The organism is Streptomyces sp. Alt3 (assembly GCF_030719215.1).
In the GTDB taxonomy this organism is placed as follows: Bacteria; Actinomycetota; Actinomycetes; order Streptomycetales; family Streptomycetaceae; genus Streptomyces; species Streptomyces glycanivorans.
Genome location: NZ_CP120983.1, coordinates 447235 through 471857, shown reverse-complemented (window position 1 = coordinate 471857; position 24623 = coordinate 447235). Strand labels below are relative to the sequence as shown.

Annotated in this window: 25 protein-coding genes; 13 read left to right on the top strand and 12 right to left on the bottom strand. The window is 71.1% G+C overall.

Going from position 1 to position 24623, the window contains the following annotated elements:
• Positions 1–5 precede the first annotated feature (5 nt).
• From P8A20_RS02175 to P8A20_RS02165, 3 genes are all read right to left on the bottom strand, one after another.
• The gene (locus P8A20_RS02175; RefSeq protein ID WP_306102732.1) at positions 6–554 is read right to left on the bottom strand and encodes a hypothetical protein; all 549 of its coding nucleotides are present in this window, start codon (positions 552–554) and stop codon (positions 6–8) included.
• Positions 555–739: 185 nt separating this feature from the next.
• Positions 740–1507: a bestrophin-like domain gene (locus tag P8A20_RS02170; protein ID WP_147960967.1), complete on the bottom strand. Its 768-nt coding sequence runs from the start codon at positions 1505–1507 to the stop codon at positions 740–742.
• Positions 1508–1523: 16 nt separating this feature from the next.
• Positions 1524–2042 (bottom strand): hypothetical protein, encoded by a 519-nt coding sequence (locus P8A20_RS02165; RefSeq protein WP_306102731.1) that lies wholly within the window; start codon positions 2040–2042, stop codon positions 1524–1526.
• A 206-nt stretch (positions 2043–2248) separates the two neighbouring features.
• On the opposite strand from P8A20_RS02165, the gene P8A20_RS02160 reads away from it, so the two are divergent.
• The 3 genes from P8A20_RS02160 to P8A20_RS02150 all read left to right on the top strand — a co-directional run bounded on the left by P8A20_RS02160 (position 2249) and on the right by P8A20_RS02150 (position 6403).
• Positions 2249–3208 (top strand): SCO0930 family lipoprotein, encoded by a 960-nt coding sequence (locus P8A20_RS02160; protein ID WP_306102730.1) that lies wholly within the window; start codon positions 2249–2251, stop codon positions 3206–3208.
• Positions 3209–3413: 205 nt separating this feature from the next.
• Positions 3414–4232 carry an SAM-dependent methyltransferase gene (locus tag P8A20_RS02155; protein WP_147960969.1) on the top strand — a complete coding sequence of 273 codons (819 nt, stop codon included), beginning with the start codon at positions 3414–3416 and terminating at the stop codon, positions 4230–4232.
• Entirely contained in the window at positions 4229–6403 is a 2175-nt protein-coding gene (locus P8A20_RS02150) for a putative bifunctional diguanylate cyclase/phosphodiesterase (protein ID WP_147960970.1), read from the top strand. Before P8A20_RS02155 ends, P8A20_RS02150 begins: the two co-directional genes overlap by 4 nt.
• A gap of 10 nt (positions 6404–6413) precedes the next feature.
• Here P8A20_RS02150 and P8A20_RS02145 read toward each other — a convergent pair whose 3' ends face one another.
• The gene (locus tag P8A20_RS02145) at positions 6414–7346 is read right to left on the bottom strand and encodes a LysR family transcriptional regulator (RefSeq protein ID WP_147960971.1); all 933 of its coding nucleotides are present in this window, start codon (positions 7344–7346) and stop codon (positions 6414–6416) included.
• Positions 7347–7442: 96 nt separating this feature from the next.
• On the opposite strand from P8A20_RS02145, the gene P8A20_RS02140 reads away from it, so the two are divergent.
• From P8A20_RS02140 to P8A20_RS02130, 3 genes are read left to right on the top strand one after another with little or no spacing between them, the layout of a single operon-like run.
• Positions 7443–8150, top strand: coding sequence for a succinate dehydrogenase (locus P8A20_RS02140; protein WP_306102729.1), 708 nt, complete (start codon positions 7443–7445; stop codon positions 8148–8150).
• A gap of 10 nt (positions 8151–8160) precedes the next feature.
• Positions 8161–10110 (top strand): fumarate reductase/succinate dehydrogenase flavoprotein subunit, encoded by a 1950-nt coding sequence (locus P8A20_RS02135; RefSeq protein ID WP_187282230.1) that lies wholly within the window; start codon positions 8161–8163, stop codon positions 10108–10110.
• Entirely contained in the window at positions 10107–10853 is a 747-nt protein-coding gene (locus P8A20_RS02130; RefSeq protein ID WP_147960974.1) for a succinate dehydrogenase/fumarate reductase iron-sulfur subunit, read from the top strand. Before P8A20_RS02135 ends, P8A20_RS02130 begins: the two co-directional genes overlap by 4 nt.
• Positions 10854–10875: 22 nt before the next feature.
• Here P8A20_RS02130 and P8A20_RS02125 read toward each other — a convergent pair whose 3' ends face one another.
• Together P8A20_RS02125 and P8A20_RS02120 are read right to left on the bottom strand one after the other, a co-directional pair.
• Positions 10876–13293 carry an excinuclease ABC subunit UvrA gene (locus tag P8A20_RS02125; protein WP_306102728.1) on the bottom strand — a complete coding sequence of 806 codons (2418 nt, stop codon included), beginning with the start codon at positions 13291–13293 and terminating at the stop codon, positions 10876–10878.
• A 94-nt stretch (positions 13294–13387) separates the two neighbouring features.
• Positions 13388–13579: a DUF6381 family protein gene (locus P8A20_RS02120; RefSeq protein WP_147960976.1), complete on the bottom strand. Its 192-nt coding sequence runs from the start codon at positions 13577–13579 to the stop codon at positions 13388–13390.
• A gap of 206 nt (positions 13580–13785) precedes the next feature.
• On the opposite strand from P8A20_RS02120, the gene P8A20_RS02115 reads away from it, so the two are divergent.
• Together P8A20_RS02115 and P8A20_RS02110 are read left to right on the top strand one after the other, a co-directional pair.
• On the top strand, positions 13786–14112 hold the full coding sequence (locus P8A20_RS02115) for a plasmid stabilization protein (protein ID WP_147960977.1): 327 nt from the start codon (positions 13786–13788) through the stop codon (positions 14110–14112).
• Between the two features lie 120 nt (positions 14113–14232).
• Positions 14233–14721: a phosphatase domain-containing protein gene (locus tag P8A20_RS02110; RefSeq protein ID WP_222723365.1), complete on the top strand. Its 489-nt coding sequence runs from the start codon at positions 14233–14235 to the stop codon at positions 14719–14721.
• 81 nt (positions 14722–14802) lie between these two features.
• Here P8A20_RS02110 and P8A20_RS02105 read toward each other — a convergent pair whose 3' ends face one another.
• On the bottom strand, positions 14803–15018 hold the full coding sequence (locus tag P8A20_RS02105; RefSeq protein ID WP_147960978.1) for a dodecin: 216 nt from the start codon (positions 15016–15018) through the stop codon (positions 14803–14805).
• Between the two features lie 226 nt (positions 15019–15244).
• Between P8A20_RS02105 and P8A20_RS02100 the strand changes: the two genes are divergently transcribed.
• The 3 genes from P8A20_RS02100 (at position 15245) to P8A20_RS02090 (ending at position 18311) form a co-directional block, all read left to right on the top strand.
• The gene (locus P8A20_RS02100; RefSeq protein ID WP_147960979.1) at positions 15245–16498 is read left to right on the top strand and encodes an extracellular solute-binding protein; all 1254 of its coding nucleotides are present in this window, start codon (positions 15245–15247) and stop codon (positions 16496–16498) included.
• Positions 16499–16665: 167 nt separating this feature from the next.
• A complete protein-coding gene (locus P8A20_RS02095; protein WP_306102727.1) occupies positions 16666–17475 on the top strand; it encodes a GNAT family N-acetyltransferase in 810 nt (269 codons plus the stop codon).
• A complete protein-coding gene (locus P8A20_RS02090; RefSeq protein ID WP_306102726.1) occupies positions 17472–18311 on the top strand; it encodes a lysophospholipid acyltransferase family protein in 840 nt (279 codons plus the stop codon). The genes P8A20_RS02095 and P8A20_RS02090 overlap by 4 nt, the downstream gene beginning before the upstream one ends.
• Here P8A20_RS02090 and egtD read toward each other — a convergent pair.
• Genes egtD through egtA form a run of 4 tightly spaced genes read right to left on the bottom strand, consistent with a single transcriptional unit; the run spans position 18254 to position 22603 of the window.
• Positions 18254–19216: an L-histidine N(alpha)-methyltransferase gene (gene egtD / locus P8A20_RS02085; RefSeq protein ID WP_147960981.1), complete on the bottom strand. Its 963-nt coding sequence runs from the start codon at positions 19214–19216 to the stop codon at positions 18254–18256. The two genes, P8A20_RS02090 and egtD, sit on opposite strands and share 58 nt — an antisense overlap.
• A complete protein-coding gene (egtC, locus tag P8A20_RS02080) occupies positions 19213–19968 on the bottom strand; it encodes an ergothioneine biosynthesis protein EgtC (protein WP_306102725.1) in 756 nt (251 codons plus the stop codon). Before egtC ends, egtD begins: the two co-directional genes overlap by 4 nt.
• Positions 19968–21308, bottom strand: a complete 1341-nt coding sequence (egtB, locus tag P8A20_RS02075) for an ergothioneine biosynthesis protein EgtB (protein WP_306102724.1) — start codon at positions 21306–21308, stop codon at positions 19968–19970. The genes egtC and egtB overlap by 1 nt, the downstream gene beginning before the upstream one ends.
• The gene (gene egtA / locus P8A20_RS02070; RefSeq protein WP_306102723.1) at positions 21305–22603 is read right to left on the bottom strand and encodes an ergothioneine biosynthesis glutamate--cysteine ligase EgtA; all 1299 of its coding nucleotides are present in this window, start codon (positions 22601–22603) and stop codon (positions 21305–21307) included. The genes egtB and egtA overlap by 4 nt, the downstream gene beginning before the upstream one ends.
• 150 nt (positions 22604–22753) lie before the next feature.
• Here egtA and P8A20_RS02065 point away from each other — a divergent pair, with 150 nt between their 5' ends.
• Positions 22754–23590 carry a TIGR02452 family protein gene (locus tag P8A20_RS02065; RefSeq protein WP_306102722.1) on the top strand — a complete coding sequence of 279 codons (837 nt, stop codon included), beginning with the start codon at positions 22754–22756 and terminating at the stop codon, positions 23588–23590.
• On the opposite strand, the gene P8A20_RS02060 is transcribed toward P8A20_RS02065, so the two are convergent.
• A complete protein-coding gene (locus P8A20_RS02060) occupies positions 23575–24039 on the bottom strand; it encodes a type II toxin-antitoxin system PemK/MazF family toxin (RefSeq protein ID WP_306102721.1) in 465 nt (154 codons plus the stop codon). The two genes, P8A20_RS02065 and P8A20_RS02060, sit on opposite strands and share 16 nt — an antisense overlap.
• A 280-nt stretch (positions 24040–24319) precedes the next feature.
• On the opposite strand from P8A20_RS02060, the gene P8A20_RS02055 reads away from it, so the two are divergent.
• Positions 24320–24613, top strand: a complete 294-nt coding sequence (locus P8A20_RS02055; protein WP_147960987.1) for a hypothetical protein — start codon at positions 24320–24322, stop codon at positions 24611–24613.
• The last annotated feature ends 10 nt before the right edge of the window (positions 24614–24623 follow it).

The following is a 24623-nucleotide window of genomic DNA, read 5'->3' as shown; positions in this document are numbered from 1 at the left end:
GAGCGTCAGTGCTGACGGCCCGTACGGCGCTTGCGCAGGACGTAGAAGGCGCCGGCCGAAGCCACCGCCACCAGCGCTGACCCGGCCGCGATCTCCGTGGGGTCCATCGTGTCGACGCTGCCGCCGAGTCCACCCAGCACGCCGCTGGGAGAGGCGGTGGAGCTGGTCGTGGGGGCCGCGGTCGGGGTGGTCGTGGGGGAGCTGGTGGCACCGCTCGTAATCGTCAGATTGGCGGACCGTGTGGTGGTGCCGCAGCGGAAGGTCACCTCGTAGACAGCACCCCGCCTGGCGTCCTGGTCGACGGTCGCCGTGGCCGACCTTCCGCTCGGGATGGTGGTCGTGTCGAACACGCCCGAGAACGCGGTCGCGTCACTGGTGCACCCCACGGCGCCGAGGGTGACCCGGCCCCCCGGCGCGACCGTCGACGGAGTGATGGTCGGCGTGAACGAGGTGGACGTGCCGCCGTTGAGCACATCGGCCGATGCGGCCGGTGCCATCAGAAGGCAGGCGGCGGCGCCCAGCAGGGCGACGGGTGCGACACGTATCGCGCGCATGGTTGTTCCTCCGGGTCCCGAGGAGCAGCCGCGGAACGGATTTCCGCGAGGCATGAGTAATGCCCCTCGATGACCGAACGGTAGAAGCGCCACATACCACCCGCTATCGGTGTAAGGCGAATGGGGCAGCCGTGTCCCCCGGCCGGCGCACCGGACGGGGGAGCAGGTGTGCGGGCCGGGCGCTCCTACCCGCCCGTGGCACGCGGGAACAGGTCGACGAAGGGAGCCGTCGTCGCGGAGATACCCCGGCCGAAGGGGGCGTCGAAATCCCAGATCAGGAAGAGCAGGAACGCGATCAGGACGCTGAAGAGGCCGGCCAGCAGCAATTCACGGAAGGTTCTGCGGATCTGGAGCGTAAAGATCAGCCCGACCGTGACGACGGCCCCGGTGATCAGGCCGAACCAGACGACACCAGGCATGGTCGCGCCGGCGTTCTGCCCCCTGGACCCGCGTGCGTCGTCGACGGCCGCCACCTGGTCCACCAGCGGCTGGTACGCCTGTCCTTCGTGGTCCGTCCGCGGCTTGTACTCGGTCACGTCCGCCCGTACCCGGTCGAGCAGCCTGGTGCCCTCCTCGGTGAGACTTCCGTGGTCCGTCATCGATTTCCATTCGTCGCCCACGACATGGGCCACGTACGCGTCGACGTCCGCGCGGATACGGTCGCGTACCTCGACCGGATATACGGCCGATCGTGCGCTCACCTCGTGCAGTGCCTGGGCCTCCAGACGTACGGACTCCTGGGCGGCGCTGCGGCCCTCCCACACACCCGCGATGGCCAGGCCGAGCACGATCGCGTACACCACGCCGATCATCATGGTCATGTACTCGATGACGTCCGGCGTCTCGGACGGATCGTCGTCATCGGCGATGCGACGGTTGCTGAGAACGGCGGTGGTGAGGACGACGGCACAGGCCGACGCCATCGCAATGGTCAGAACAAGCCATTCCGACATGGGTTCCCTTCTTCGGTCAGCGGGACGAGCGGGGCCGCAGCACTGCCACGGCGAAGACGGCGGGCGCGGTGATCAGAAGGGTGAGTGAGACCAGGGACGGCCCGCTCCGGGGCTGTTTGCGGGGTGGCTTCCGGTAGGTGGGGAGCGCGACGGGCTCCGGGGCCGGCGGGGTCGGCCGCACGCTGGGCGGCGGCGGTGCGGGTTCCGGTTCCGGTTCCGGTTCCCGCGCGGGAGCCGGGGGAGGCGGAGGCGGAGGGGGCGGTGGTGGCGGCGGGGGAGAGGGCGGTGGTGGCGGAGGCGGTGGCGCTGGTGGGGGAGGAGGGGGCGGCGGTGGCGCGGGTTCCGGCTCCGGCTCCGGCTCGGGTTCGGCGATGACCGCCCCGCACCGCCCCTCGCCCGCGATGGCGAAGGACGAACTGCCGTCCCCCTGTCCGATGGAGGCGACCGCGCAGTCGTCACCCGCCGCCGGCAGCGGGACGGCGAGCAGCAGGAGCAGGGTGGCGGCCGTCAGCCGCCATATGCGTGATCCGTACACGCCGGGGAGCATGTTCCCCGCAGCCGCCGGACACGCGGTGCGGGCAGCTGATTCGCCTGATGGAGGGGACATTCGGCAATTCATGTTTACGCCCGTCGAAACTTGTCCCGGCTTCCGTTGAACGCCGGGGCACCGCCCTGCCGTACCTAGGGCCACGAAAGACGCGGACTCGCGTCCCGGACGACAGAAGGACAACGGGAGTCGACATGAATACCTGGCGGAACGCCTCGCTCGCGGTGACGGCGGCGGCCCTGTTGGCGCTGACGACGGCGTGCGGTCAGGAGAAGGGCGTCCAGTCCCCCAACGGTCAGGCCGTGGGGAACGCCGCCCCCGCACAGCAGCCGGCCGACGGCGGCTACGGTTCGGACGGCGGCTACGGCTCCGACGCGGCCGCGGGCGCCTCGGCGAAGGAGGCCGGACAACTCGCCGTGTGGGACAGCAAGAAGCTGGGCGAGGTGCTGACCGACAGCGAGGGCTTCACGCTCTACCGGTTCGACAAGGACACGGCCGAACCGCCCGCCTCGAATTGCGAGGGCGACTGTGCGAAGGCCTGGCCGGCGGTGCCCGCACAGGACGCCGAGGCCGCCGCGGGGACCGATGCGTCACTGATCGGCGAGGTCACGAGGGGTGACGGAACGAAACAGCTGACCGTCGCCGGCTGGCCGATGTACCGCTACGCCGAGGACACCGGACCCGGCGACGCGAAGGGGCAGGGTGTCGGGGGAACATGGTTCGCGGCCGCTCCGGACGGAAAGAAAGCGGCGGTGAACGCGGACGGTCCCTCCGCCGGAGAGCAGGCCGGCCTCGCCGGACTTTCGGTCCGCAGGGATCCGGAACTCGGCGACATAGTCGTCGACAAGCGCGGTATGACGGTTTACCGGTTCAAGAAGGACTCCGCCTGGCCGATGAAGTCCGCGTGCACGGGTGACTGCCTCAAGAAGTGGCCGGTCGTCCCGCCGGTCCCGAAGAATGACGTCGACGGTGTCACCACGAAGGGATTCGTCACCTTCGACCGGCCGGACGGCATCCAGCAGCAGTCGCTCGACTGCTGGCCCCTCTACACCTTCTCCGGTGACTCGGAGCCGGGAGACACCAACGGCCAAGGGGTCGGGGGCACATGGTACGCCGTATCGCCCGACGCGAAGCTCGTCGGGGCCCCCAAGTAGCACCCTGGAGAAGCCCGGTGGTTCCGGTCCGTCGCCGAATGCGCACACGCAGCGACGGACCGGTCGCGCATGCCTCCGATGTGTGACCAATAACGGATCTCTAATTTCCGTTTCCACTCGCTCTCTTGGCGGTCGATCAGTAGCCTCTGGTCAACACTGACCATGAACATGGCCGGATCGCCGTGGCGACTTGTTGGAGACATCGATGGAGCGTCCCGCCTGGGCACCGCAGGGCATAGACATCTCGGTGCCGAGCGTGTCTCGCATGTACGACTTCTATCTGGGCGGTTCGCACAATTTCGAGGTGGACAGGGAAGCGGCCCGTAAGGCCATGGAGTTCATGCCGGGGCTGCCCAAGGTCATGCAGGCGAATCGTGCCTTTATGCGGCGGGCCGTGCACCATGCCACCACTCTGGGCGTCAATCAGTTCCTGGACATCGGTTCCGGCATCCCGACCTTCGGCAATGTTCACGAAGTCGCCCAGGCGGCCGACCCCGAGTCCCGGATCGCCTATGTCGACCACGACTCGGTCGCGGTCGCACACAGCCAGGCGGTCCTGGAGGGCAACGAGCGGGCCGTCATAGCCGCCGCGGACCTCCGCAAGCCCAAGGACATCCTGGAGAACCCGGAGATCAACGCCCTCCTCGACCTGGACAAGCCGGTGGCGCTGCTCCTGGTGGCAGTGCTCCACTTCATCGAGGACGCCGACAACCCGTACGAGGCGGTCGCGGAACTGCGCGACGCGCTCGCGCCCGGCAGCCTGCTGGTCCTGACCCACGCCTCCTACGAGGGCATCCCGCTCCCCCAGGAGGAGGCGGGTGGGACGGTCGGTGTCTACCGCACCATCCGCAACCCGCTGATCATGCGTACGCGCAAGGAGATCGGCCGGTTCTTCGAGGGGTACGAGATGGTCGACCCGGGCCTCGTCGCGATGCCCGAGTGGCGCCCCGAATCCCCCGAGGCACTCGCACAGGAAGACCCGTTCACCTATTCGGGCTTCGCCGGGGTGGGGCGCAAGGCGTGAGCATCCCCTCCCAGTCGTCCGGCGCCCCGGACGCGGAACCCGACGGTCCCGAGGGCCGGCTCCGGAGATTCGCCACCATCTGGAGCCGGGCGATCTTCCCGTCCACGGCCACCTCCCTGACCCGCCCGGAGTTCGAGGAGCATCTGCTTCCGCTCGCCCGGGAGCTCAGCGACATCCTGCACAGACGGGTCTTCGACGCCGCCCCGGCGCACCGCGTGGGAGCCGGGCTCGTCGCCGCCCACTGCACGGACCCCGACGCACTGAGTTCCACGCTCGGCGTCGTCGACTCCTATCTGGTCCTCTACTGCGGCGGCAACGGTCCGGTGGAGCTGTCGACCGAGGACAGCAGGGCCCGCTGCGCCCGGATCCAGCACGCTCTCGCCGGCGGTTTCACCCAGGCGCTGCGCGAACGGACGCTCGCGGAGCAGGAGGCCATCGCCCGCTCGGCGCTCACCGCCCGTTCGCACGCCGAACAGGCGCTGCACGCCACCGAGGCACGCTTCCGCGCCGTCTTCAAGGACGCGGCCGTCGGGATCGGCATCGCGGATCTCGAAGGGAACATCCTGGAGATCAACGACACCCTGACCAGGATGTTCGGCGGTCTGGAGAACCACGTCCGCAGCCACAAGGTGAACGAGTGGGTGCACCCCGAGGACTCGCCGCAGGTCTGGAAGTACTACGACGAACTGGTACGCGGCGAGCGCGAGCACTACAGCGTCGAGAAGCCGTACTACCGCAACGACGGCACCGTCCTGTGGACCAACCTCACGGTGTCCCTGCTGCGGGACGCGGAGGGCCGCCCGGAGTACCAGCTCGCCCTGCTGGAGGACACCACCGAGCGGCGGCTGCTCAATCTGCGTCTGCGCTACGAGGCCACCCACGACGCGCTCACCGGCCTGCCCAACCGGACGCTGTTCTTCGAGCGTCTGGAGAAGGCGCTCGCGCCCAGGGAGGGTATGCGGTTCGGGCTCTGCTACCTCGACCTGGACGGCTTCAAGGCCATCAACGACAGTCTGGGCCACGCGGCGGGGGACCGGCTCCTGGTCGAGGTCGCGGACCGGCTGCAGAGCTGCGCGACGGCTCCGGGCGAGATGGTCGCCAGGCTCGGCGGCGACGAGTTCGTCGCCCTCACGACCGGGCCGCGCACCGAGGACGAGGTCCACGAGCTGGCCGGGCGCATCCTCCTGGCTCTCGCCACGCCCGTGCGTCTCGACGGCCGGGAGCTGACCGTACGCGGATCCATCGGCGTCGTCGAAGGCCCGTCGGGTGAACGCACCCCCGCCGAGGTGCTGCGCAGTGCCGACATCACGATGTACCGGGCCAAGGCGGCGGGCGGGAACCGCTTCGCGCTCGCGGACGCCGAGGCCGACGCCCGGGCCATCACCCGGCACGGACTGACCACGGCGCTGCCCACCGCTCTGGACCGCGGCGAGTTCTTCATCGAGTACCAGCCGCTGGTCCACCTCGGGGACGGCAGCGTGCACGGTGCCGAGGCGCTGGTGCGCTGGTGCCATCCGCAGCACGGGGTCCTCGGTCCGGACCGGTTCATCCCGCTGGCCGAGCACACCGGACTGATCGTGCCGCTCGGACGCTGGGTCCTGGAGGAGTCCGTGCGGCAGGCGAACTTCTGGCAGGAACGGCACACCGACGGCGGCCCCCTGCGGATCAACGTCAACCTCTCACCGACCCAGCTGCACCATCCGAATCTGGTCGCGGAGACCGTCGACGTACTGGAACGCTCCGGTCTGGAGCCCGGAGCCCTCTGCCTGGAGGTGACCGAGTCCGCGCTGATCGGCGCGGACGACGACCTGCTGAAGCCGCTCCGGCAGCTGGCGGAGATGGGCGTCGACATCGCGCTGGACGACTTCGGGACCGGTTACTCGAATCTGGCTAACCTGCGCCGACTGCCGGTGAGCGTGCTCAAGCTGGATCGTTCCTTCACCCAGGGCATGCAGCATCACCCGGCCGACCCGGTGGACCTGAAGATCGTCGAGGGCATCGTGTCGCTCGCCCACAGCCTGGACCTCGCGGTCACGGTGGAGGGTGTCGAGACCGGTGCCCAGGCCGAGCAGCTGCGGCGGATCGGCTGTGACACCGCACAGGGCTGGTACTACGCGAGACCGGGCGCACCCGACCGCATCCACTCGCTGCTGCTCGCGGACGCCGTCTGACGGGCCGTCCTCAGCCGTCGGCCGGGCGGGGCCCGTCGGCGGCTGAGGACATGGCGGGCGGCCCGGCGCCGAGGAGCATCCGCTGCAGTTCGCGCGCCGCACGCGGCGGTTCGACGTCGCTGCGGTGTGCCAGTGCGATCGTGCGCCTCAGACCCGGCGAGGCCAGCGGTGTCGTGCGCAGGTCCTGGCCGGCCCGTACGGCGACCATGCGCGGCACGACGGCGATGCCGAGACCCGCCCGCACGAAGCCGAGTACGGCGTCCATCTCGCCGCCCTCCACCGTGAACGACGGCTCGAAGCCCTCCGCCCGGCACGCGGCGACGGTCAGCTCACGCAGGTCGTAGCCGTGCCGGAACATCACCAGTGGCTCGTTCTCGAGATCGGCGACGCGTACGGAGCCCTTCCGTCCGGGTGCAGGCCGGGACGCCGACGACACCACCACCAGGTCCTCGTGCAGCAGCTCCACCGTGGTCAGAGCGGGGGAGGCGGCGGGCAGCGGAAGCACGAGCAGCGCGAGGTCCAGCGCGCCCCGGGCCAGCTGCCGTACGAGGTCGTGGGAGCCTCCCTCCTCGATGAGGAGCTGGATCCCGGGGTGGGCTCCGTGGAAGGCGCGCAGTACGTCGGGCAGCAGGCCGGTGCAGACGCTCGGGGTGGCACCGAGCCTGATCCGCCCCCGGCGCAGTTGGACCAGCTCCTGCACCTCGTGCCGTGCGGTGTCCGCGTCGGCCAGGATCCTGCGGGCGAGTGGCAGCAGGGCCTCACCCGCGTCCGTCAGCGCGATGTTGCCGCGCGCACGGCTGAACAACTCGGCACCCAGCTCGTTCTCCAGCGCCTTGATCTGCTGGGAGAGGGAGGGCTGCGACACGTGCACCTCCTCGGCGGCCCGGGTGAAGTGCCTGGCCTCGGCGACGGCGACGAAGTAGGCGAGCTGCTGGAAGTGCATGGCGACGACGATAGCGGACGCGATAGTCGATGCCTATGGAGATGAGTCGTTTCATGTCTTGGACTGATGATGCCCTCCCCCTCTAGCGTCGTGTCCATGGCATTGGCAATGCGGACGGACCGACGGCCGTCCATGACGCGTACGCTCTGGGACTCGTCCGTCGGCAAGAAGACGATCATGGCTGTGAGCGGCCTGATCATGCTCGGTTATCTGGTCGTCCACATGCTGGGCAACCTGAAGATCTTCTTCGGATCCGACGAGTTCAACCACTACGCGCACTGGCTCCGGACCCTCGGCGAGCCCTTCCTGCACTACGAGTGGGCCCTGTGGATCGTCCGCGTGGTCCTCGTCGCGGCCGTCGTCCTGCACGCAGTCTCCGCCTACCAGCTGAGCCGCCGCGACCTCAGGGCACGCCCCACGGCGTACGTCCACAGGAAGGCGCGCTCCAGCTACGCCACGCGCACCATGCGCTACGGCGGCGTCATCCTCGCGCTGTTCATCGTCTGGCACATCCTGGACCTCACGACGGGCACGGTGCACAGCGGCGGATTCCAGTCCGGGCACCCCTACCAGAACGTGCTCGACACCTTCTCGACCTGGTACGGCAACGTCATCTACATCGTCGCCGTGCTCGCCCTGGGCCTGCACGTCCAGCACGGGTTCTGGAGCGCGGCGCAGACCCTCGGCGTGGGCAGCGCCACCCGGGACCGCGTCCTGAAGACCCTCGCCAACGTCCTCGCAGTGGTGCTGACGGCCGGCTTCGTCTCCGTGCCCGTCGCAGTGATGACCGGAGTGGTGAGCTGACATGCCCGACCTGAACGACTACACGCAGTACCGCACCGGTGAGCCCGTCGTCGACGCCAAGGCGCCCACGGGGCCCGTCGCCGAACGCTGGGACACCCGCCGCTTCGAGGCGAAGCTCGTCAACCCGGCCAACCGCCGCAAGCACACCGTGATCGTGGTCGGTACCGGCCTGGCCGGCGGCTCCGCCGGTGCCACGCTCGCCGAACAGGGCTACCACGTCGTCCAGTTCTGCTTCCAGGACTCGCCACGGCGCGCCCACTCCGTCGCCGCGCAGGGCGGCATCAACGCCGCCAAGAACTACCGCAACGACGGTGACTCGGTGCACCGCCTCTTCTACGACACCGTCAAGGGCGGCGACTTCCGGGCCCGCGAGTCGAACGTGCACCGCCTCGCCGAGATCTCCGTGGAGATCATCGACCAGTGCGTCGCCCAGGGCGTCCCCTTCGCCCGCGAGTACGGCGGCCTCCTCGACAACCGGTCCTTCGGCGGCGTCCAGGTGTCCCGCACCTTCTACGCCCGTGGCCAGACGGGGCAGCAGCTCCTCCTCGGCGCCTACCAGGCGCTGTCCCGCCAGATCGCCGCGGGCAACGTCGAGCTGCACTCCCGCACCGAGATGCTCGACCTGGTCGTCGTCGACGGCAAGGCCCGCGGCATCGTGGCCCGCGACCTCGTCACCGGGAAGATCGACACCTACTTCGCCGACGCGGTCGTCCTGGCCAGCGGCGGCTACGGCAACGTCTTCTACCTGTCGACGAACGCCATGAACTCCAACGCCACCGCGATCTGGCGCGCCCACCGCCGCGGCGCCTGGTTCGCGAACCCCTGCTTCACCCAGATCCACCCGACGTGCATCCCGCGTACCGGCGACCACCAGTCGAAGCTGACGCTGATGAGTGAGTCGCTGCGCAACGACGGACGCATCTGGGTGCCGAAGGCCAAGGGCGACGACCGGCCCGCGAACCGGATCCCCGAGGACGAGCGGGACTACTACCTGGAGCGCGTCTACCCGGCCTTCGGCAACCTCGTGCCCCGCGACATCGCCTCCCGCGCGGCGAAGAACGTCTGCGACGAGGGGCGCGGCGTCGGGCCCGGCGGCCAGGGCGTCTACCTCGACTTCGCGGAGGCCATCGAGCGCATGGGCAGGAAGAAGGTCGAGGAGAAGTACGGCAACCTCTTCGACATGTACGCCCGCATCACCGCGGAGGACCCGTACGAGACGCCCATGCGGATCTACCCCGCCGTCCACTACACGATGGGCGGCCTGTGGGTCGACTACGACCTCCAGACCACCGTCCCGGGCCTCTTCGCCATCGGCGAGGCGAACTTCTCCGACCACGGGGCCAACCGCCTCGGCGCCTCCGCGCTGATGCAGGGACTCGCCGACGGCTACTTCGTCCTGCCGTCGACCATCAACGACTACCTGGCCCGCAACCCGCACACCGAGGAGATCGACGCCGGCCACCCGGCCGTCGCCGAGGCCGTCGCCGAGACCGAGGACAGGCTGAACCTCCTGCTCGCGGTCGACGGGGACCGCACCCCGGACTCCTTCCACCGTGAGATCGGTGAGCTCATGTGGGAGTTCTGCGGGATGGCCCGCACCGAGGAAGGGCTCCGCAAGGCCCTCGACCGGATCCCGCAGATCCGCGAGGAGTTCTGGCGCCGCATCAAGGTGCCCGGCACCGGAGAGCAGTTCAACCAGTCGCTGGAGAAGGCCAACCGCGTCGTCGACTACCTGGAGCTCGCCGAGCTCATGTGCCTCGACGCGCTGCACCGCGCCGAATCCTGCGGCGGCCACTTCCGCGAGGAGTCGCAGACCCCGGAGGGCGAGGCCGCCCGCCGGGACGAGGAGTTCTCCTACGCCGCGGCCTGGGAGTTCAGCGGCACCGGCGACGCCCCCGTCCTGCACAAGGAAGACCTCGTCTTCGAGTACGTCCACCCCACCCAGCGGAGCTACGCATGAAGCTCACCCTGCGCGTCTGGCGCCAGCAGAACGCCGAGGCGCCCGGCGCCATGGCCACCTACGAAGTCGACGGCATCTCCCAGGACATGTCGTTCCTGGAGATGCTCGACACCCTCAACGAGGAACTCATCCTCGGCGGGGACGAGCCCGTCGCCTTCGACCACGACTGCCGCGAAGGCATCTGCGGCGCGTGCAGCCTCGTCATCAACGGCGACGCCCACGGCCCGGAGCGGACCACCACCTGCCAGCTCCACATGCGGTCCTTCGACGACGGCGACACGATCGACATCGAACCGTGGCGCGCCTCGGCCTTCCCGGTCGTCAAGGACCTCGTCGTCGACCGCTCCTCCTTCGACAGGATCATCCAGGCCGGCGGATACATCTCTGCGCCCACCGGCACCGCGCCCGACGCGCACGCCACCCCGGTGCCCAAGCCGGACGCGGACTCGGCCTTCGAGCACGCCGAGTGCATCGGCTGCGGCGCCTGTGTGGCCGCCTGCCCGAACGGCTCGGCGATGCTCTTCACCTCGGCCAAGATCAACCACCTCAACGTTCTTCCCCAGGGCGCGCCCGAGCGGGAGACCCGGGTGCTCGACATGGTCGCCACCATGGACGACGAGGGGTTCGGCGGCTGCACCCTGACCGGTGAATGCGCCACGGCCTGCCCCAAGGGCATCCCGCTGCCCTCGATCACCGCGATGAACAAGGAGTGGCTGCGCGCCAACCGCAAGGTGCGCCGCTGAACCGGCCGCCCGTCGCGGGGAGTCAGCCCGTCCGCAACGCCTTCGCCAGGTAAGCGGCCGTACGGCTCCCCGCCGCGCGTGCGACCTCCCGCGGCGTGCCGGTGGCGACGATCCGCCCGCCCCGGTCCCCGCCTCCTGGCCCCATGTCGAGGACCCGGTCCGCACCGGCCACCACCGCCATGTCGTGCTCCACGACCACCACCGAGTTCCCCGCGTCCACCAGGCCGTGCAACTGCCGCATCAGCACCTCCACATCGGCGGGGTGCAGGCCCGTCGTCGGCTCGTCCAGCAGATAGAGGGTGTGCCCCCGGCGGGCGCGCTGGAGCTCCGTGGCGAGCTTGATCCGCTGCGCCTCACCGCCCGACAGCTCCGTCGCCGGCTGCCCCAGGCGCAGATAGCCGAGCCCGACGTCGAGCAGGGCACGCAGACTGCGCTCGGCCGCCGGGGTCCCCGCCAGGAAGCCGGCCGCCGCCTCCACCGTCAGGTCCAGCACCTCGGCGATCGTGAGACCGCGCAAGGTGACCTCCAGGGTCGCCGGGTTGTAGCGCGCACCGTGACAGTCCGGGCAGGGTGTGTACGTACTGGGCAGGAAGAGCAGCTCGACCGAGACGAACCCCTCGCCCTGGCAGGTCTCGCACCGCCCGCCCGCCACATTGAACGAGAACCTGCCCGCCCGGTACTTCCGGGCCCGTGCCGTCTCCGTCTCCGCGAAGAGCTTGCGTACGACGTCGAACAGACCCGTGTAGGTGGCCAGGTTGGAGCGGGGCGTACGGCCGATGGGCCGCTGGTCGACCTGTACGAGGCGGTCCACCGCGTCCAGGCCCTGCGCCGACGCGCAGCCCCGCGTCACCGGCGCCGTCGCGGACTCGGCGGACCGCCGGTCGGCGAGCACGCCGGCCAGGACCTGTCCGACGAGGGTGGACTTGCCGGATCCCGACACACCGGTGACCGCCGTCAGCACCCCCAGCGGGAAGACGGCGTCGACACCGCGCACGTTGTGCAGGTCCACCCCGCCGAGGGTGATCCACCCTGACGGCTCGCGCGGCTCGCGTGCCGGCGCCGGGTCCTCGTCGAAGAGGAACCGCCGTGTCGCGGACCCGGCCACCCCGGCGAGGTCCGCCGGAGGCCCGCTGTGCAGGACCCGGCCCCCGTGCTCGCCGGCCAGCGGGCCCACGTCCACCAGCCAGTCGGCCTGCCGCACCACATCCATCTGATGCTCCACCACGAACACCGAGTTCCCCGCCTCCTTGAGCCTGCCGAGGACGCCGAGCAGCGACTCCGTGTCGGCCGGGTGGAGGCCCGCCGACGGCTCGTCCAGCACGTAGACGACACCGAACAGCCCCGACCGCAGCTGGGTGGCGAGCCGCAGCCGCTGCAGCTCGCCCGAGGACAGCGTGGGGGCCGTCCGGTCGAGGCTGAGGTAGCCGAGCCCCAGCTCCGTCACCGGCTCGATCCTGGCCAGCAGGTCGGCCGTCAGCACGCGCGCGGTGTCGCTGCCCCCGCCCGACTCCAGCAGCACCTCGGTGAGGGACGTCAGCGGGAGCGCCACGAGGTCGGCGATCGTGCGGCCGGCGAAGGTGACCGCCAGCGCCTCCCGCCGCAGTCTGCCGCCCCCGCACACCGGACAGGGTGCGCTCGTCAGGAAGCGCTCCACCTTCGCTCTCAGTGTCCGGCTCCGGGAGTCCGCGAACGTGTGCATCACATGGCGCCGGGCGCTCATGTACGTGCCCTGGTAGGGGCGTTGGATCCGGCCCGCGTCACGCACCGGGTGGACCGTCACCACCGGCTGCTCGTCGGTGAACAGGATCCACTCGCGGTCAGCGGGCTCCAGCTCCCGCCACGGACGCTCGATGTCGTACCCGAGGGCGTCCAGCACATCGCGCAGGTTCTTGCCCTGCCAGGCCCCGGGCCAGGCCGCGATCGCGCCGTCCCGGACGGACAACGACGGGTCCGGTACGAGCAGTTCCTCGGTGGTGCGGTGGATCAGCCCCAGGCCGTGGCACTCGGGGCACGCGCCGGCCGCCGTGTTCGGCGAGAAGGCGTCGGAGTCGAGCCGCTCCGCACCGGGCGGGTAGTCACCGGCACGGGAGAGGAGCATGCGCAGGGAGTTGGACAGCGTGGTGACCGTGCCCACCGAGGAGCGCGCTCCGGGCGCCGACCGGCGCTGCTCCAGCGACACGGCGGGCGGCAGACCGGTGATCTCACCGACGTCGGGTGCCCCGACCTGGTGGATCAGCCGGCGCGCGTACGGGGCGACGGACTCGAAATAGCGGCGCTGGGCCTCCGCGTAGATCGTTCCGAAGGCCAGGGAGGACTTTCCCGAGCCCGAGACGCCGGTGAAGACCGCGAGCGTGTCGCGCGGGATGTCGACGTCCACGTCGCGGAGGTTGTGTTCGCGCGCGCCGCGCACCCGTACGTACGGATCATGGGGGGTGGACATCGGCGGTACGGCTCCGTGGGGATCGGTGGGGTGGGCATGCTTCTGCCGGTGATCCTCCCGCACAGGTGAGAACCACCGGCAGCGTGGTCCGGGCCTACACCATCGGGTCCATGCCGCGGTCGTTCATGGAGCTCTCCTGCTCGCTCTGCTCCCGCAGCCGGCGGGCCTTGTCCTGGAGCCGCTGCCGCTGCTCGGGATCGGTGGCGCGTTCCGCGGCCTCGTTCAGTTCCTGCGCCTTGGCTCGCAGCTGCCGTACACGGCCGCCGGACTCACCTGCAACGCTCATGATCACTCCTGCATCAGTGGGGGAGCGGACCCCCTCAGCGAAACAGCGCGAGGGCCCGCCTGCATCTCGAACGGTCACGCCCCGCGACCGGCCCGGCGGCGCGCCCTGCCCCGTTCGGGCCTCCCGCCCGGCGTGCGTAGGCGCCAGGGTGTGGGGTGGTGGGTGCGGCGGTGCGTCACCGCCGTCCGACAGTGAGGAGAGACGCGATGCCGGCAGGATCAAGCTCCAAGCGGGAACGCCAGTACGAGCACATCAAGGAGGGTGCGGAGAAGCGCGGTACGTCGACGAAGCGTGCGGAGGAGATCGCGGCGCGCACCGTCAACAAGGAGCGGGCGCGCTCGGGGGAGTCCAGGACCGCGAGCCCGGCGTCGCTCCGGGACCCCAAGTCGGCTTCCGAACGCGGCGGTCGGCGTTCCCACGAGGGAGCACAAGGGCCGACGAAGGATCAGCTGTACGAGGAGGCCAGGAAGCGCAACGTGGAAGGCCGCTCGTCGATGAACAAGGACCAGCTGCGCAAGGCACTCGGACGTTGAAAGGCTGTGGACCCGCCACGGGCACCCGGCTGCCCGTGGCCGCGCGGCGCCTCTAAGGGCTGTCCCGCAATCCGTGGTGCGCCCGCCAGGGATTACGGGACAGCCCTTAGGGTGGGTGCGATGAACGACGACAGGCGTCCACTGGCCGTGTTCGACCTCGACGGGACGCTGGCCGACAGCGGCCACCGGCAGCACTTCCTCGAAGGTTCGGGGCGTGACTGGGACGCGTTCTTCTCAGCGGCGCCCCAGGACCCACCGCTGACGGAAGGCGTGAGCCTGCTCAGGGCGCACGCCGAGGAGTGCGAGGTCGTCTATCTGACCGGCCGGCCCGAGAGGTGCCGCAAGGACACCCTGGCCTGGCTCGCATCGCACGGGCTGCCGAGCGGCAGTGTCCACATGCGGCGGGACGGTGACCGTCGTCCGGCCCGCCGCACCAAGGTGGAGACCCTGGAGCGACTGGCCCGGCGACGCGAGGTGCGGGTGCTCGTCGACGACGACGAACTGGTGTGCGATGCGGCCGAGCGGGCCGGCTTCCGCGTCGTACGGGCCCGGTGGGCCGTCACCGCGCCGTCGATGAAGGACGCCCAGGAGCGTGAGGGGCGTACCTGAGGGGTCCGGTCAGGCCCCTGCCGGCTCCTCCACGGTGCCGGTTCCCGTCCGGCGGTCCCGGTTCCGGCCCGGCGGTCCCGCTCAGGCGTTCTCGTCGAGTCGGAAGCCGACCTTGAGCCCCACCTGGTAGTGGGCGATCCGCCCGTCCTCGATATGGCCGCGCACCTGTGTCATCTCGAACCAGTCGAGATTGTGCAACGTTTCCGAGGCTCTGGCGACGCCGTTCCGGATCGCCGCGTCAATGCCCTCCTCGGAGGTTCCTACGATCTCGGTGACCCGGTAGGTGTGATTAGACATTTAATGTCCCCTTTCGTGATTCCACGGTGCCTCACTCCAGGTCCGGGCGCGAGGTGTCGGCCTTCCGGCCCGCGACCCGGGACCGGCGATCCATGACCCGGACAGGTCTTGACCTGCCGATTGGTCCATACCAAACTCCCGTCCATACGCCCGTGCGAGCGCCGCCCGCAGTCCCCCCACCCGGGTCCTGTCATTCCGTCGTGCCGTTTCGCAGAAGGTGGCCCCCGTGAAGATCCGCATACTGGCCGGAGCCGTCGCGCTCGTTTCCTCCGTCGCGCTGAGCGGCTGCGGCTACCTTCCCGGCTCGGGTGCCGACAGCAGCACGGTGACGGTTTGGCTGATGAAGGGCAGCGCCTCCCAGGGCTTCCTCGACCGCTTCAAGGAGTCCTACGAAGCCGAGCATCCCTCTGTCGAACTGGAGTTCGTTCTGCAGGAATGGGGCGGCATCGGTCCCAAGGTGCTGAAGGCACTGGACGGCGACGACGCCCCGGACGTCATCGAAGTCGGCAACACCCAGGTCGCCCAGTACGCGGAGAGCGGCCAACTGCGCGATCTCACCCTGGAGTCGCTGCGTGACCTGGGCGGCGAGGACTGGCTGCCGGGACTCGCCGAGCCGGGCAAGGTCAACGGCGCGCAGTACGGAATCCCCTGGTACGCGGCCAACCGCGTGGTGATCTACAACAAGGACCTCTTCGAGCAGGCGGGGATCACCGAACTCCCCACCACGCGTGAGGAGTGGGTGGAAGTCACGGAGAGACTGAACACCACCGGTCAGCAGGGCATCTACCTCGCCGGGCAGAACTGGTACGTACTCGCCGGCTTCATCTGGGACGAGGGCGGTGAACTGGCCGACGACAGCGGCGGTGACTGGAAGGGCGCGCTCGACTCGCCCGCCGCTCTGCGGGGCATGGACTTCTACAAGACACTCCAGGGTCTCGGCGACGGACCCCGGGACGCCGACGAGCAGACGCCCCCGGAGACGGATGTCTTCGCCGAGGGCGCGGTCGCCCAGATCATCTCCGTACCCGGGAGCGCCGCACTCATCGAGCAGCAGAACCCCGAACTCAAGGGAAAGCTCGGCTACTTCCCCATCCCCGGCAAGAGCGCGAAGAAGCCGGGCGCCGTCTTCACCGGAGGGTCCGACCTGATCGTGCCGGAAGGCGCCGACCAGCGGAGCGAGGGCGTCGAGGTCGTCAAGGCCCTCGCGGGGGAGGAGTGGCAGACCGAACTCGCCCGGGCCATGAGCTACGTACCGAACAAGCCCGCCCTCGCCGGCGTCGTCGAAGGGCAGGAAGGGACCTCCGCGATGGCCCAGGGCGCCACCGAGGGCCGCGCCACCCCCAATTCGCCGTACTGGCCGGCTGTCGAGGCGGACAACCCGATCAAGCCCTACATGACGGCGGTGCTGGAGGGCGGCGACCCCGCGGAAGAGGCCAAGGAGGCGTCCGACCGCATCAGCGCGAAACTGACCACCGGCTGACGGCGAGGGGCCGCACACCGGGCGAGCCGGGGATTCAGCCGTCGCACATCCGCTCGCTCCACGGCGGTCATGTCGAATCAAGCCGGTCACGGAAGAAGTAGAGGACCGGGTCGTCGTACTCCCGCGGCAGCCCGGCAGCCGCTGCCGATCCGTCCCCGGAGACCGCCATGACCGTGCTGCCCCTCCCCTCTCCCACCCCCGCAACCGCCGGCGTGCCCGCGTCCCGCCGGGCCACCGCCCCCTCGGGGTACCGGGTCGCCCTGGCCACCTGCCAGGACGACGTACGCGCCGCCCAGCGACTTCGGCACCTGGTCTTCGCCGGTGAGCTCGGCGCCCGGCTCGACAGCGCCGAACCCGGCCTGGACAGCGACGCCTTCGACGCCCACTGCGATCACCTGCTGGTACGCGAGGTGGCCACCGACGAGGTCGTCGCCACCTACCGGCTGCTGCCGCCCGAAGGGGCCAGGCGCGCGGGGGGCCTCTACGCGGAGGGTGAGTTCGATCTCGCACGGCTCGCCCCGATCCGGGACGACCTGGTCGAGGTGGGGAGGTCCTGCGTCCACCCCGCCCACCGGGACGGAGCCGTCATCGCCCTGATCTGGGCCGGACTCGCCCGCTACATGGAGCGCACCGGCCACACATGGCTGGCCGGCTGCTGCTCCGTACCCCTCGCCGACGGAGGAGCGCTCGCCGCCCGGAGCTGGGACACCGTACGCGCCCACAACCTGGCACCCGAGGAGTACTGGGTCACGCCCCACCGGCTCTGGGACACCACCGGTCACCCCGGTGGCGGCGCCGGCGGGCGCACCGAGCTGCCGCCGCTGCTGCGCGGCTACCTGCGCCTGGGAGCCTGGGTCTGCGGCGCCCCCGCACACGACCCGGACTTCGGCGTCGCGGACCTCTACGTCCTGCTCTCGATGCGCCGCACCGACCCGCGCTACCTGCGCCACTTCCTCTCGCTGGCCCCGCTGCGATGAGCGCCTGGCTGCCTGTCGCCCCCTGCACCCCACGCGACTGCGCGCACCACGAGGGAGCGAGGCGTGCCCCGCTGCCGGCGACGGCCCTGCTGCTCGCCGGCTGCGCACTCACCTTCCTCGGGGTGCTGTCCGTGCCCGGTGTGCTGCTCCTGGCACCCGCCCGCCGGGACCGGCTGACCCGCCGCTGGGCGTACGCGGTGGTACGCGCCTTCGGGGTACGCATACGTGTCACCGGGGTGCCCGTGGAACCCACACGGCCGCGGACGGGCGAGCTCGTGGTCGCCAACCACGTCTCATGGCTGGACATCCCCCTCGTGGCTGCCGTGCTGCCCGCCCGGATGGTCGCCAAGAGCGAGATACGCACATGGCCCCTGCTCGGGCCGTTCGCCGCGCTCGGCGGCACGCTGTTCATCGAGCGGGACCGGCTGCGGGCGCTGCCCGACGCGGTGCGGGCCCTTGCCGGGGCACTGGCCTCCGGATCACGGGTCGCGGTGTTCCCGCAGGGCAGTACCTGGTGCGGCCGCGGCGGGGGCGGCAGATTCAGACCCGCCGCCTTCCAGGCGGCGATCGACGCCGGAGCCGCCGTCCGCCCCGTCCGCATCAGCTACCGGACGGCGGGGACGGACACGGCGGGAGCCGCCGCGTTCGTCGGGGACGACCCGCTCGCCGTCTCGCTGTGGCGCGTGGTCACCGCCGCCGGGCTCACCGCCGAGATCCGGATCCTGCCGCCGGTGCCCGCCGGCCGTGGAACCGGCAGGCGGGCACTGGCGCGGGCGGCTCAGTCGGCCGTCGCCAGGGACAGCGCGAACCTGCCCGCCTCGTCCGTCCACCACTGATCCAGCCGCAGACCCGCCGCGGCCAGTTCCTCCCGCACCTTCCGCTCACGGAACTTCGCCGAGATCTCCGTGCGGAGTTCCTCGCCCTCCTCGAACTGCACCACGAGGTCCAGCTCCCGGATCTTGACCGTCAGGGCCCGGCGGGCCCGCAGCCGCATCTCGATCCACTCGTCGTCCTGGTCCCAGAGCGCGACATGGGCGAAGTCGTCGAGCGGGAAGTCCGCCCCCAGCTCGCGGTTCACCACCGCCAGGACGTTCTTGTTGAACGCGGCCGTCACCCCGTCCGCGTCGTCGTACGCCGCGACGAGAGTCGCCTCGTCCTTGACCAGGTCCGTGCCGAGCAGCAGGCCGTCCCCGGGCGCCAGCCGCGCGCGCACGGACCGCAGGAACTCGGCACGCTCCGCGGGAAGCAGGTTGCCCAGCGTCCCGCCGAGGAACACCACGAGCCGAGGACCGGGGCTCTCCGGCAGGTCCAGGGCATGGGTGAAATCGGCGACGAGCGCGTGCACGGACAGCTCCGGCCGTTCGGCCAGCAGGGCCTCCGCAGCGCCCGCGAGGGCACTCTCGCTGACGTCGACCGGCACGTACGTGTGCAGCGCCGGCAGGGCGTCCAGCAGATGCCGGGTCTTCTCCGACGAACCCGAACCCAGCTCGATCAGGGTCCGGGCCCCGGACGCGGCGGCGATCTCACCGGCACGGGCGATCAGGATCTCCCGCTCGGCACGCGTCGGGTAGTACTCGTCCAGCCGGGTGATCTCCTCGAAGAGGTCGCTGCCACGCGCGTCGTAGAACCACTTGGGCGGCAGCGTCTTCGGCTGCCGCGTCAGACCGCTCAGCACGTCGGCGCGCAGCGCCGCGTCCGTCGCGTCCGCGGGCAGGGTGCGGGTCAGCAGGAAGGGACTCACGCGGTGGGCTCCTTGAGCGGGGTCAGCAGGACATCGGTGCGTGTCGCGGCGAGCAGGGTGCGGTCCGGGACCTCGCGCCAGTACGGATCGTCGTCGTACGGCTCCGAGGCCACCACCGTGCGGCGGCCCGGTTCGTGGAGGTACCAGAGGGAGTCGCCCCACGTGGTCGCGACGATGGTGGAACCATCCGTGAGCAGCAGATTGAGGCGTGAGCCCGGGGCGGCGGCGCCGACGTCGAGAACGGTGTCGGCGACCGCCTGCCCTATCTCGTCACCCTGCGCCGTGCGGTGCAGCACCAGCGCCCAGAGCAGGGCCGAATCGCTCCGCGCAGCCAGGGAGAGCAGCCGCTCCGGCGGCAGCCCCTCCGCCAGCGGCGCAAGGGAACCGGGCCAGCCCCGGACCGCGCCGTTGTGGCTGAACAGCAGACGTCCCTCGGCGAAGGGGGCGGCAGCGGCCTCTCCGTCCGCCCCGGCGAAGGTCGCGTCGCGGACGGCGGCGAGCAGCGCCGTGCTGCGCACCACGCGGGACAGGTCCGCGAAGGTCTCGTCGCCCCAGACCGGCCCGCTCCTGCGGTAGCGGCCCGGCACGGGGTCACCCTCCGCGTACCAGCCGACCCCGAAACCGTCGGCGTTGACGGTGCCGTGCCGCTGACGCCGGGGTTCCCAGGACTGGCGCACGAGTCCGTGAGCGGGGGAGACGAGCAGCTCTCCCAGGGGCACGGAGGGCCCCAGATACGCGATATGACGGCACATCAGGCATCCCTCGCCGTGCGGAAACCGGAGAAGATCTGCCGCCGTACCGGGAGGTCCCAGTTGCGGAACGTGCCACGGCAGGCGACGGGGTCCACGGCGAACGAACCGCCGCGCAGCACCTTGTGCCCGGGGCCGAAGAACACCTCCGAGTACTCGCGGTAGGGGAACGCCACGAAGCCGGGATAGGGCAGGAAGTCGCTCGACGTCCATTCCCACACATCGCCGATCAGCTGCCCCGCGCCCGCCGGGGACCTGCCTGCCGCGTACGCACCCGCGGCGGCGGGCCGCAGATGCCGCTGGCCCAGATTGGCCCGCTCGGGCGTCGGGTCCTCGTCGCCCCAGGGGTAGCGCAGGGAGCGCCCCGAACCGGGGTCGTGGCGGGCCGCCTTCTCCCACTCCGGCTCGGTCGGCAGGCGCCGGCAGGCCCAGCGGGCGTAGGCGTCCGCCTCGTACCAGCTGACATGGAGCACCGGCTCGTCCGCCCGTACCGGTTCGGTCACCCCGAAGCGCCGCCGCAGCCACTGCCCGGCGTCGCGGTGCCAGAACAGGGGCGCCGTCAGGTCGTGTTCGCGGATCATCGCCCAGCCCTCCGGCGCCCACCAGCGTGCGTCGGTGTAGCCGCCGTCCTCGATGAAGGCCTGGTAGGCGCCGCACGTGACCGGGGCCGTGTCGATGTGGAAGGCATCCACCTCGCGCCGGTGGGCCGGCCGTTCGTTGTCCAGCGCCCAGGGTTCCGTGGACGTCCCCATGGTGAAGGCACCGCCGGGAACCAGGACTTCGGCGGGGAACGTGACGGAACCGGTGGGCTCCGGAGGCTCCGGAGCGCTCAGCACCGCCGGTCCGGACCGCAGCTGATGTGTGATCAGCATCGTCTCGTCGTGCTGCTGTTCGTGCTGGGCGACCATGCCGAAGGCGAAGCCCGCCCGCTCCAGCGGGCGGCCCCCGCCGTGCAGCGGAGCGCCGCCGAGGACGTCCAGCGCCCGGCCCCGTACGTCGGCGGCGTACGTCCGCGCCTCCGCGGGTGCCAGCAGCGGCAGTGAGGGCCGGCTCGCCCGGGAGTGCTCGAAGGCGTCGTACAGCCCGTCGATCTCGGGGCGCATCGCCTCACGGCCGCCCACGGCCCGCAGCAGCCACAGTTCCTCCTGGTTGCCGATGTGCGCGAGGTCCCAGACCAGGGGCGACATCAGGGGGGAGTGCTGTGCGGTGAGCTCGTGGTCGTCGACGCTGTCGGTGAGCAGAGCCGTGCGCTCGCGCGCGGTGAGGAGGGCGGCCAGGGCGCGCTCGCGCAGGTTCTCCGCGTCGGTTTCCTGGCCGGTGTGCGGAGCGGGTGTGTCAGTCATCGGACCAAGCCCTTTCCGTGAGGCTCCTGTGCCGGGTCGGGAAGATCGTCGGCCGGACATCGGCCCCGGGCGACGTAGCGCTCGTGGAAGGCGGCGACCGTCCCGAGGACGTGATCGCTGGCCCCCATCCTGGGCAGAGCCTCCAGCGCGGTGATGAAGCAGGCCGCTGCCGCCGCGGCCAGCTCCGGATCACGCAGACCGTCCCGGGCGGCAGCGGTCCACAGCGGGTTGCGCGGGGCGGGAGGGAGGCCGGCTGTCTCGGCCAGCGGTTTCACCGTGCGGTACACGGTCTCCGCCGCCTCCGGGTCGTCGAACAGCGCGGTGGTGACGGCCAGGGGCACCAGCCAGCCGTCGGTGCCGGACTGGGCGTCGATCATGCGCAGCTCCAGGTGCCCGCGCGGGCGCACCGGGGGGAACAGGGTGGTTAGGTGGTAGTCGAGGTCGGCCCGCACCGGTGGCCGCGGTCCTCCGCCACGGATCCAGTCCCGGAAGGTGAGGGCCTCGGGCACGTCCCACGGGCCGTCGTCGTTGCGGACACACATCACGGGAGTGGCGAGTACATGGGCGGCCCAGGCGTCCCGGGGTGCGAGGCGGCCCTGCGGCGCAAGCGTCCTGGCCGGGTCCAGATCCGCCCACAGCGCCTGCCGGGTCGACTGCCAGCCGGTGCGCCGCCCCTGCCGGAACGGCGAATTGGCGAACGCGGCCACCAGCACCGCGCCCAGCAGATGCCCGAGCTGCCACCGCCGTCCGTAGCCCAGCGGGCCCGGTTCCTCCTCACCGGCGTCCAGGCAGACCTGGACGGAGGCGGAGGTGCACATCATCGCGCGGCCGGCGGAACCCGAACGGTCGAGCGCGGCCTCCATGGCGTCGTAACGCGGTTCACGCAGCAGGCGACGGGGCGGATTCCAGGGGTCCACCCCGATGCCTGCGAGGGTCAGCCCCGACCGGTCCAGGGTGTGGCGCACGGAGGCCAGGTCCGCGGCCGTGGCGTCCACGCACTCCATCAGGGAGCCCTTGGGCTGTGAGCTCAGTTCCAGCTGGCCACCGGGCTCGAAGGTCAGCGCGGCGTCGAGCGGGGTCGCGCGCACCGCGTCGGCCGCGGCGCGCAGTCGGTCGTGGGGGACGGCGGCCTGGGGGTGTTCACGGTCGTGGATGAGCCATTCCAGCTCCACACCGACCGTCCGGGGCGGTCCCGTTTTGAAACATATGCCGCGGAGAAGATCCTCCGCCTCCTCCTCGCCGAGCGGTGCCGCGTCGACGGGCGGGCCGTGCTGACCGAGAGTGTCCGGGGGCATGCTGGGCCTCCTCCAGAGAGTGCTTCCTTCCCACCCAAACCCTTACCGGGAGTTCGCACAAGGGTGCCCCCGGCGACGGAAATGTGGTTGCGTCCATGCCGCCGGGACGGTCAGCATGCCCCGTATGCACCACACCACGGGGGAGCGACGATGAGCGCACGGCTGCGCGGGATCGCCCGCGAGACGGAGTCCATCGTCCTGGCCGGGCGCTACCGCACGCCCGAGGGGCGCGAGGTGTCGATCGAGCGTGCCGTGGCCACGGCGCTCTCCGGCACCCGGCTGTACGGCCCCGAGCCGGTACCCGTGGCCGCCCCTGACACCGACCGCACCCCGGCCGTCGAGGTGACCGCCGAGACGAGTCTGCAGGCGGCGCGCCGGATGACGGGCGAGAGGGCGGGCAAGGTCGCCGTGCTGAACTACGCCTCCGCCCGCAACCCCGGCGGCGGCTACCTGAACGGCGCGCAGGCCCAGGAGGAGTCCCTGTGCCGCGGCTCCGCGCTGTACGCCACGCTGCTGCGCGCCCCGGAGTTCTACGCGCACCACCGTGCCGAACGGAGCGCCCTCTACACCGACCGGGTCATCCACTCGCCGGGCGTGCCCGTCTTCCGCGACGACCGGGGACGGCTGCTGGAAGCCCCGTACCTCGCGGGGTTCCTCACCTCACCCGCACCCAACGCCGGAGTCGTCCGCCGCCGCGACCCCGAGCTGGTCCCGCGCATCCGCACGGCACTGGCGAGCCGTGCCGAACGGGTGCTCGAAGTCGCCGCCGTGCACGGCTACCGGCGCCTCGTGCTGGGTGCGTGGGGGTGCGGCGTCTTCATGAACGACCCCGCCGAGGTGGCCGGCGCCTTCCGCGCCCTGCTCACCGGCGGCGGGCGGTTCGCCGGGCACTTCGAACAGATCGTCCTCGGCGTCCCGGACCGTGACCCCGACTCCGCCGTCCGGGCGGCGTTCACCCGCGGGTTCAGCGGTCAGCTCCAGCCGTAGCGCTCCCGCAGCCGCCCCACGACCAGGTCGTACCTGCCCCGGTCCAGCGCACAGGCCTCACGCCGCATCCCGTCCTCGTGCACACGCAGCACCCGGTCCAGATCCACCCAGGACGGCCGCCCCGAGCTGTCCCACGGGCCCGCGCCCAGTGCCACCCACTCGTGGTCCCCGTAGTGCTGCTTGCTGGACAGCTGTACGGCGAGAAGGGTGCCCTTCTCCTCCCGGGCCACCACGAGTACCGGCCGGTCCTTGCCCCTGCCGTCGTTCTCCTCGTACGGGACCCAGGTCCATACGATCTCGCCCGGGTCCGGGTCACCGTCCCGGTCGGGGGCGTACGAGGTGCGGACGGTCCCCACCTCACCCGGTTCGGCCTCCGAGGTGGCCGCCGGGCCACTGCGGCCGGGGAAGTCGGTCGTGCTGTCGCTGCTGTGGTTGTGCTCGAACGTCATCGGAACACCGTAGAACCTGTACGGGCCGGTCCGTGGAGCGGGTCGGCGGAACGGACGCCGGGCTCGGCCACATGATCACCTCATTCACCGTCACACGCGTGGCCCGTGCCGTCACCGTCGCCGGACTCCTCACAGCGGCCCTGCTGTCCACGGCACCTGGCACGGCGTCAGCCACGCCGGACCCACCTCCCGAACCGGCCACCGCCCCAGGACCGTCAGACCCCGCGCCCACCACGGCCGAACGGCCTCCGACCATCTGCACTCCCTCGGCAAGCAGTGCGTGGTCACGGTGTTCCCGAGGACCGCCACGCCCGAGGGCCGCATCTGGGACCACGCGGCCCTCGGGCGTGTCGCCGACCGCATCAGGATCATGGGATACAACCTGCACCGGTCGGGCGGTGACCCGGGGCCGCTCGCCGATGCCCGCTGGTACGACGACATCCAGACCCGGGTCACCGCACACACCGCGCAGGCACGGCGTGACCGGGACCGCGCTGTGGGCACTCGGCTTCGAGGACCCGGCGATCTGGCCGGTACTCGCCGGCCCGCCGCGGTGACACGCGAATCCGGCTGACCGGCGCCAC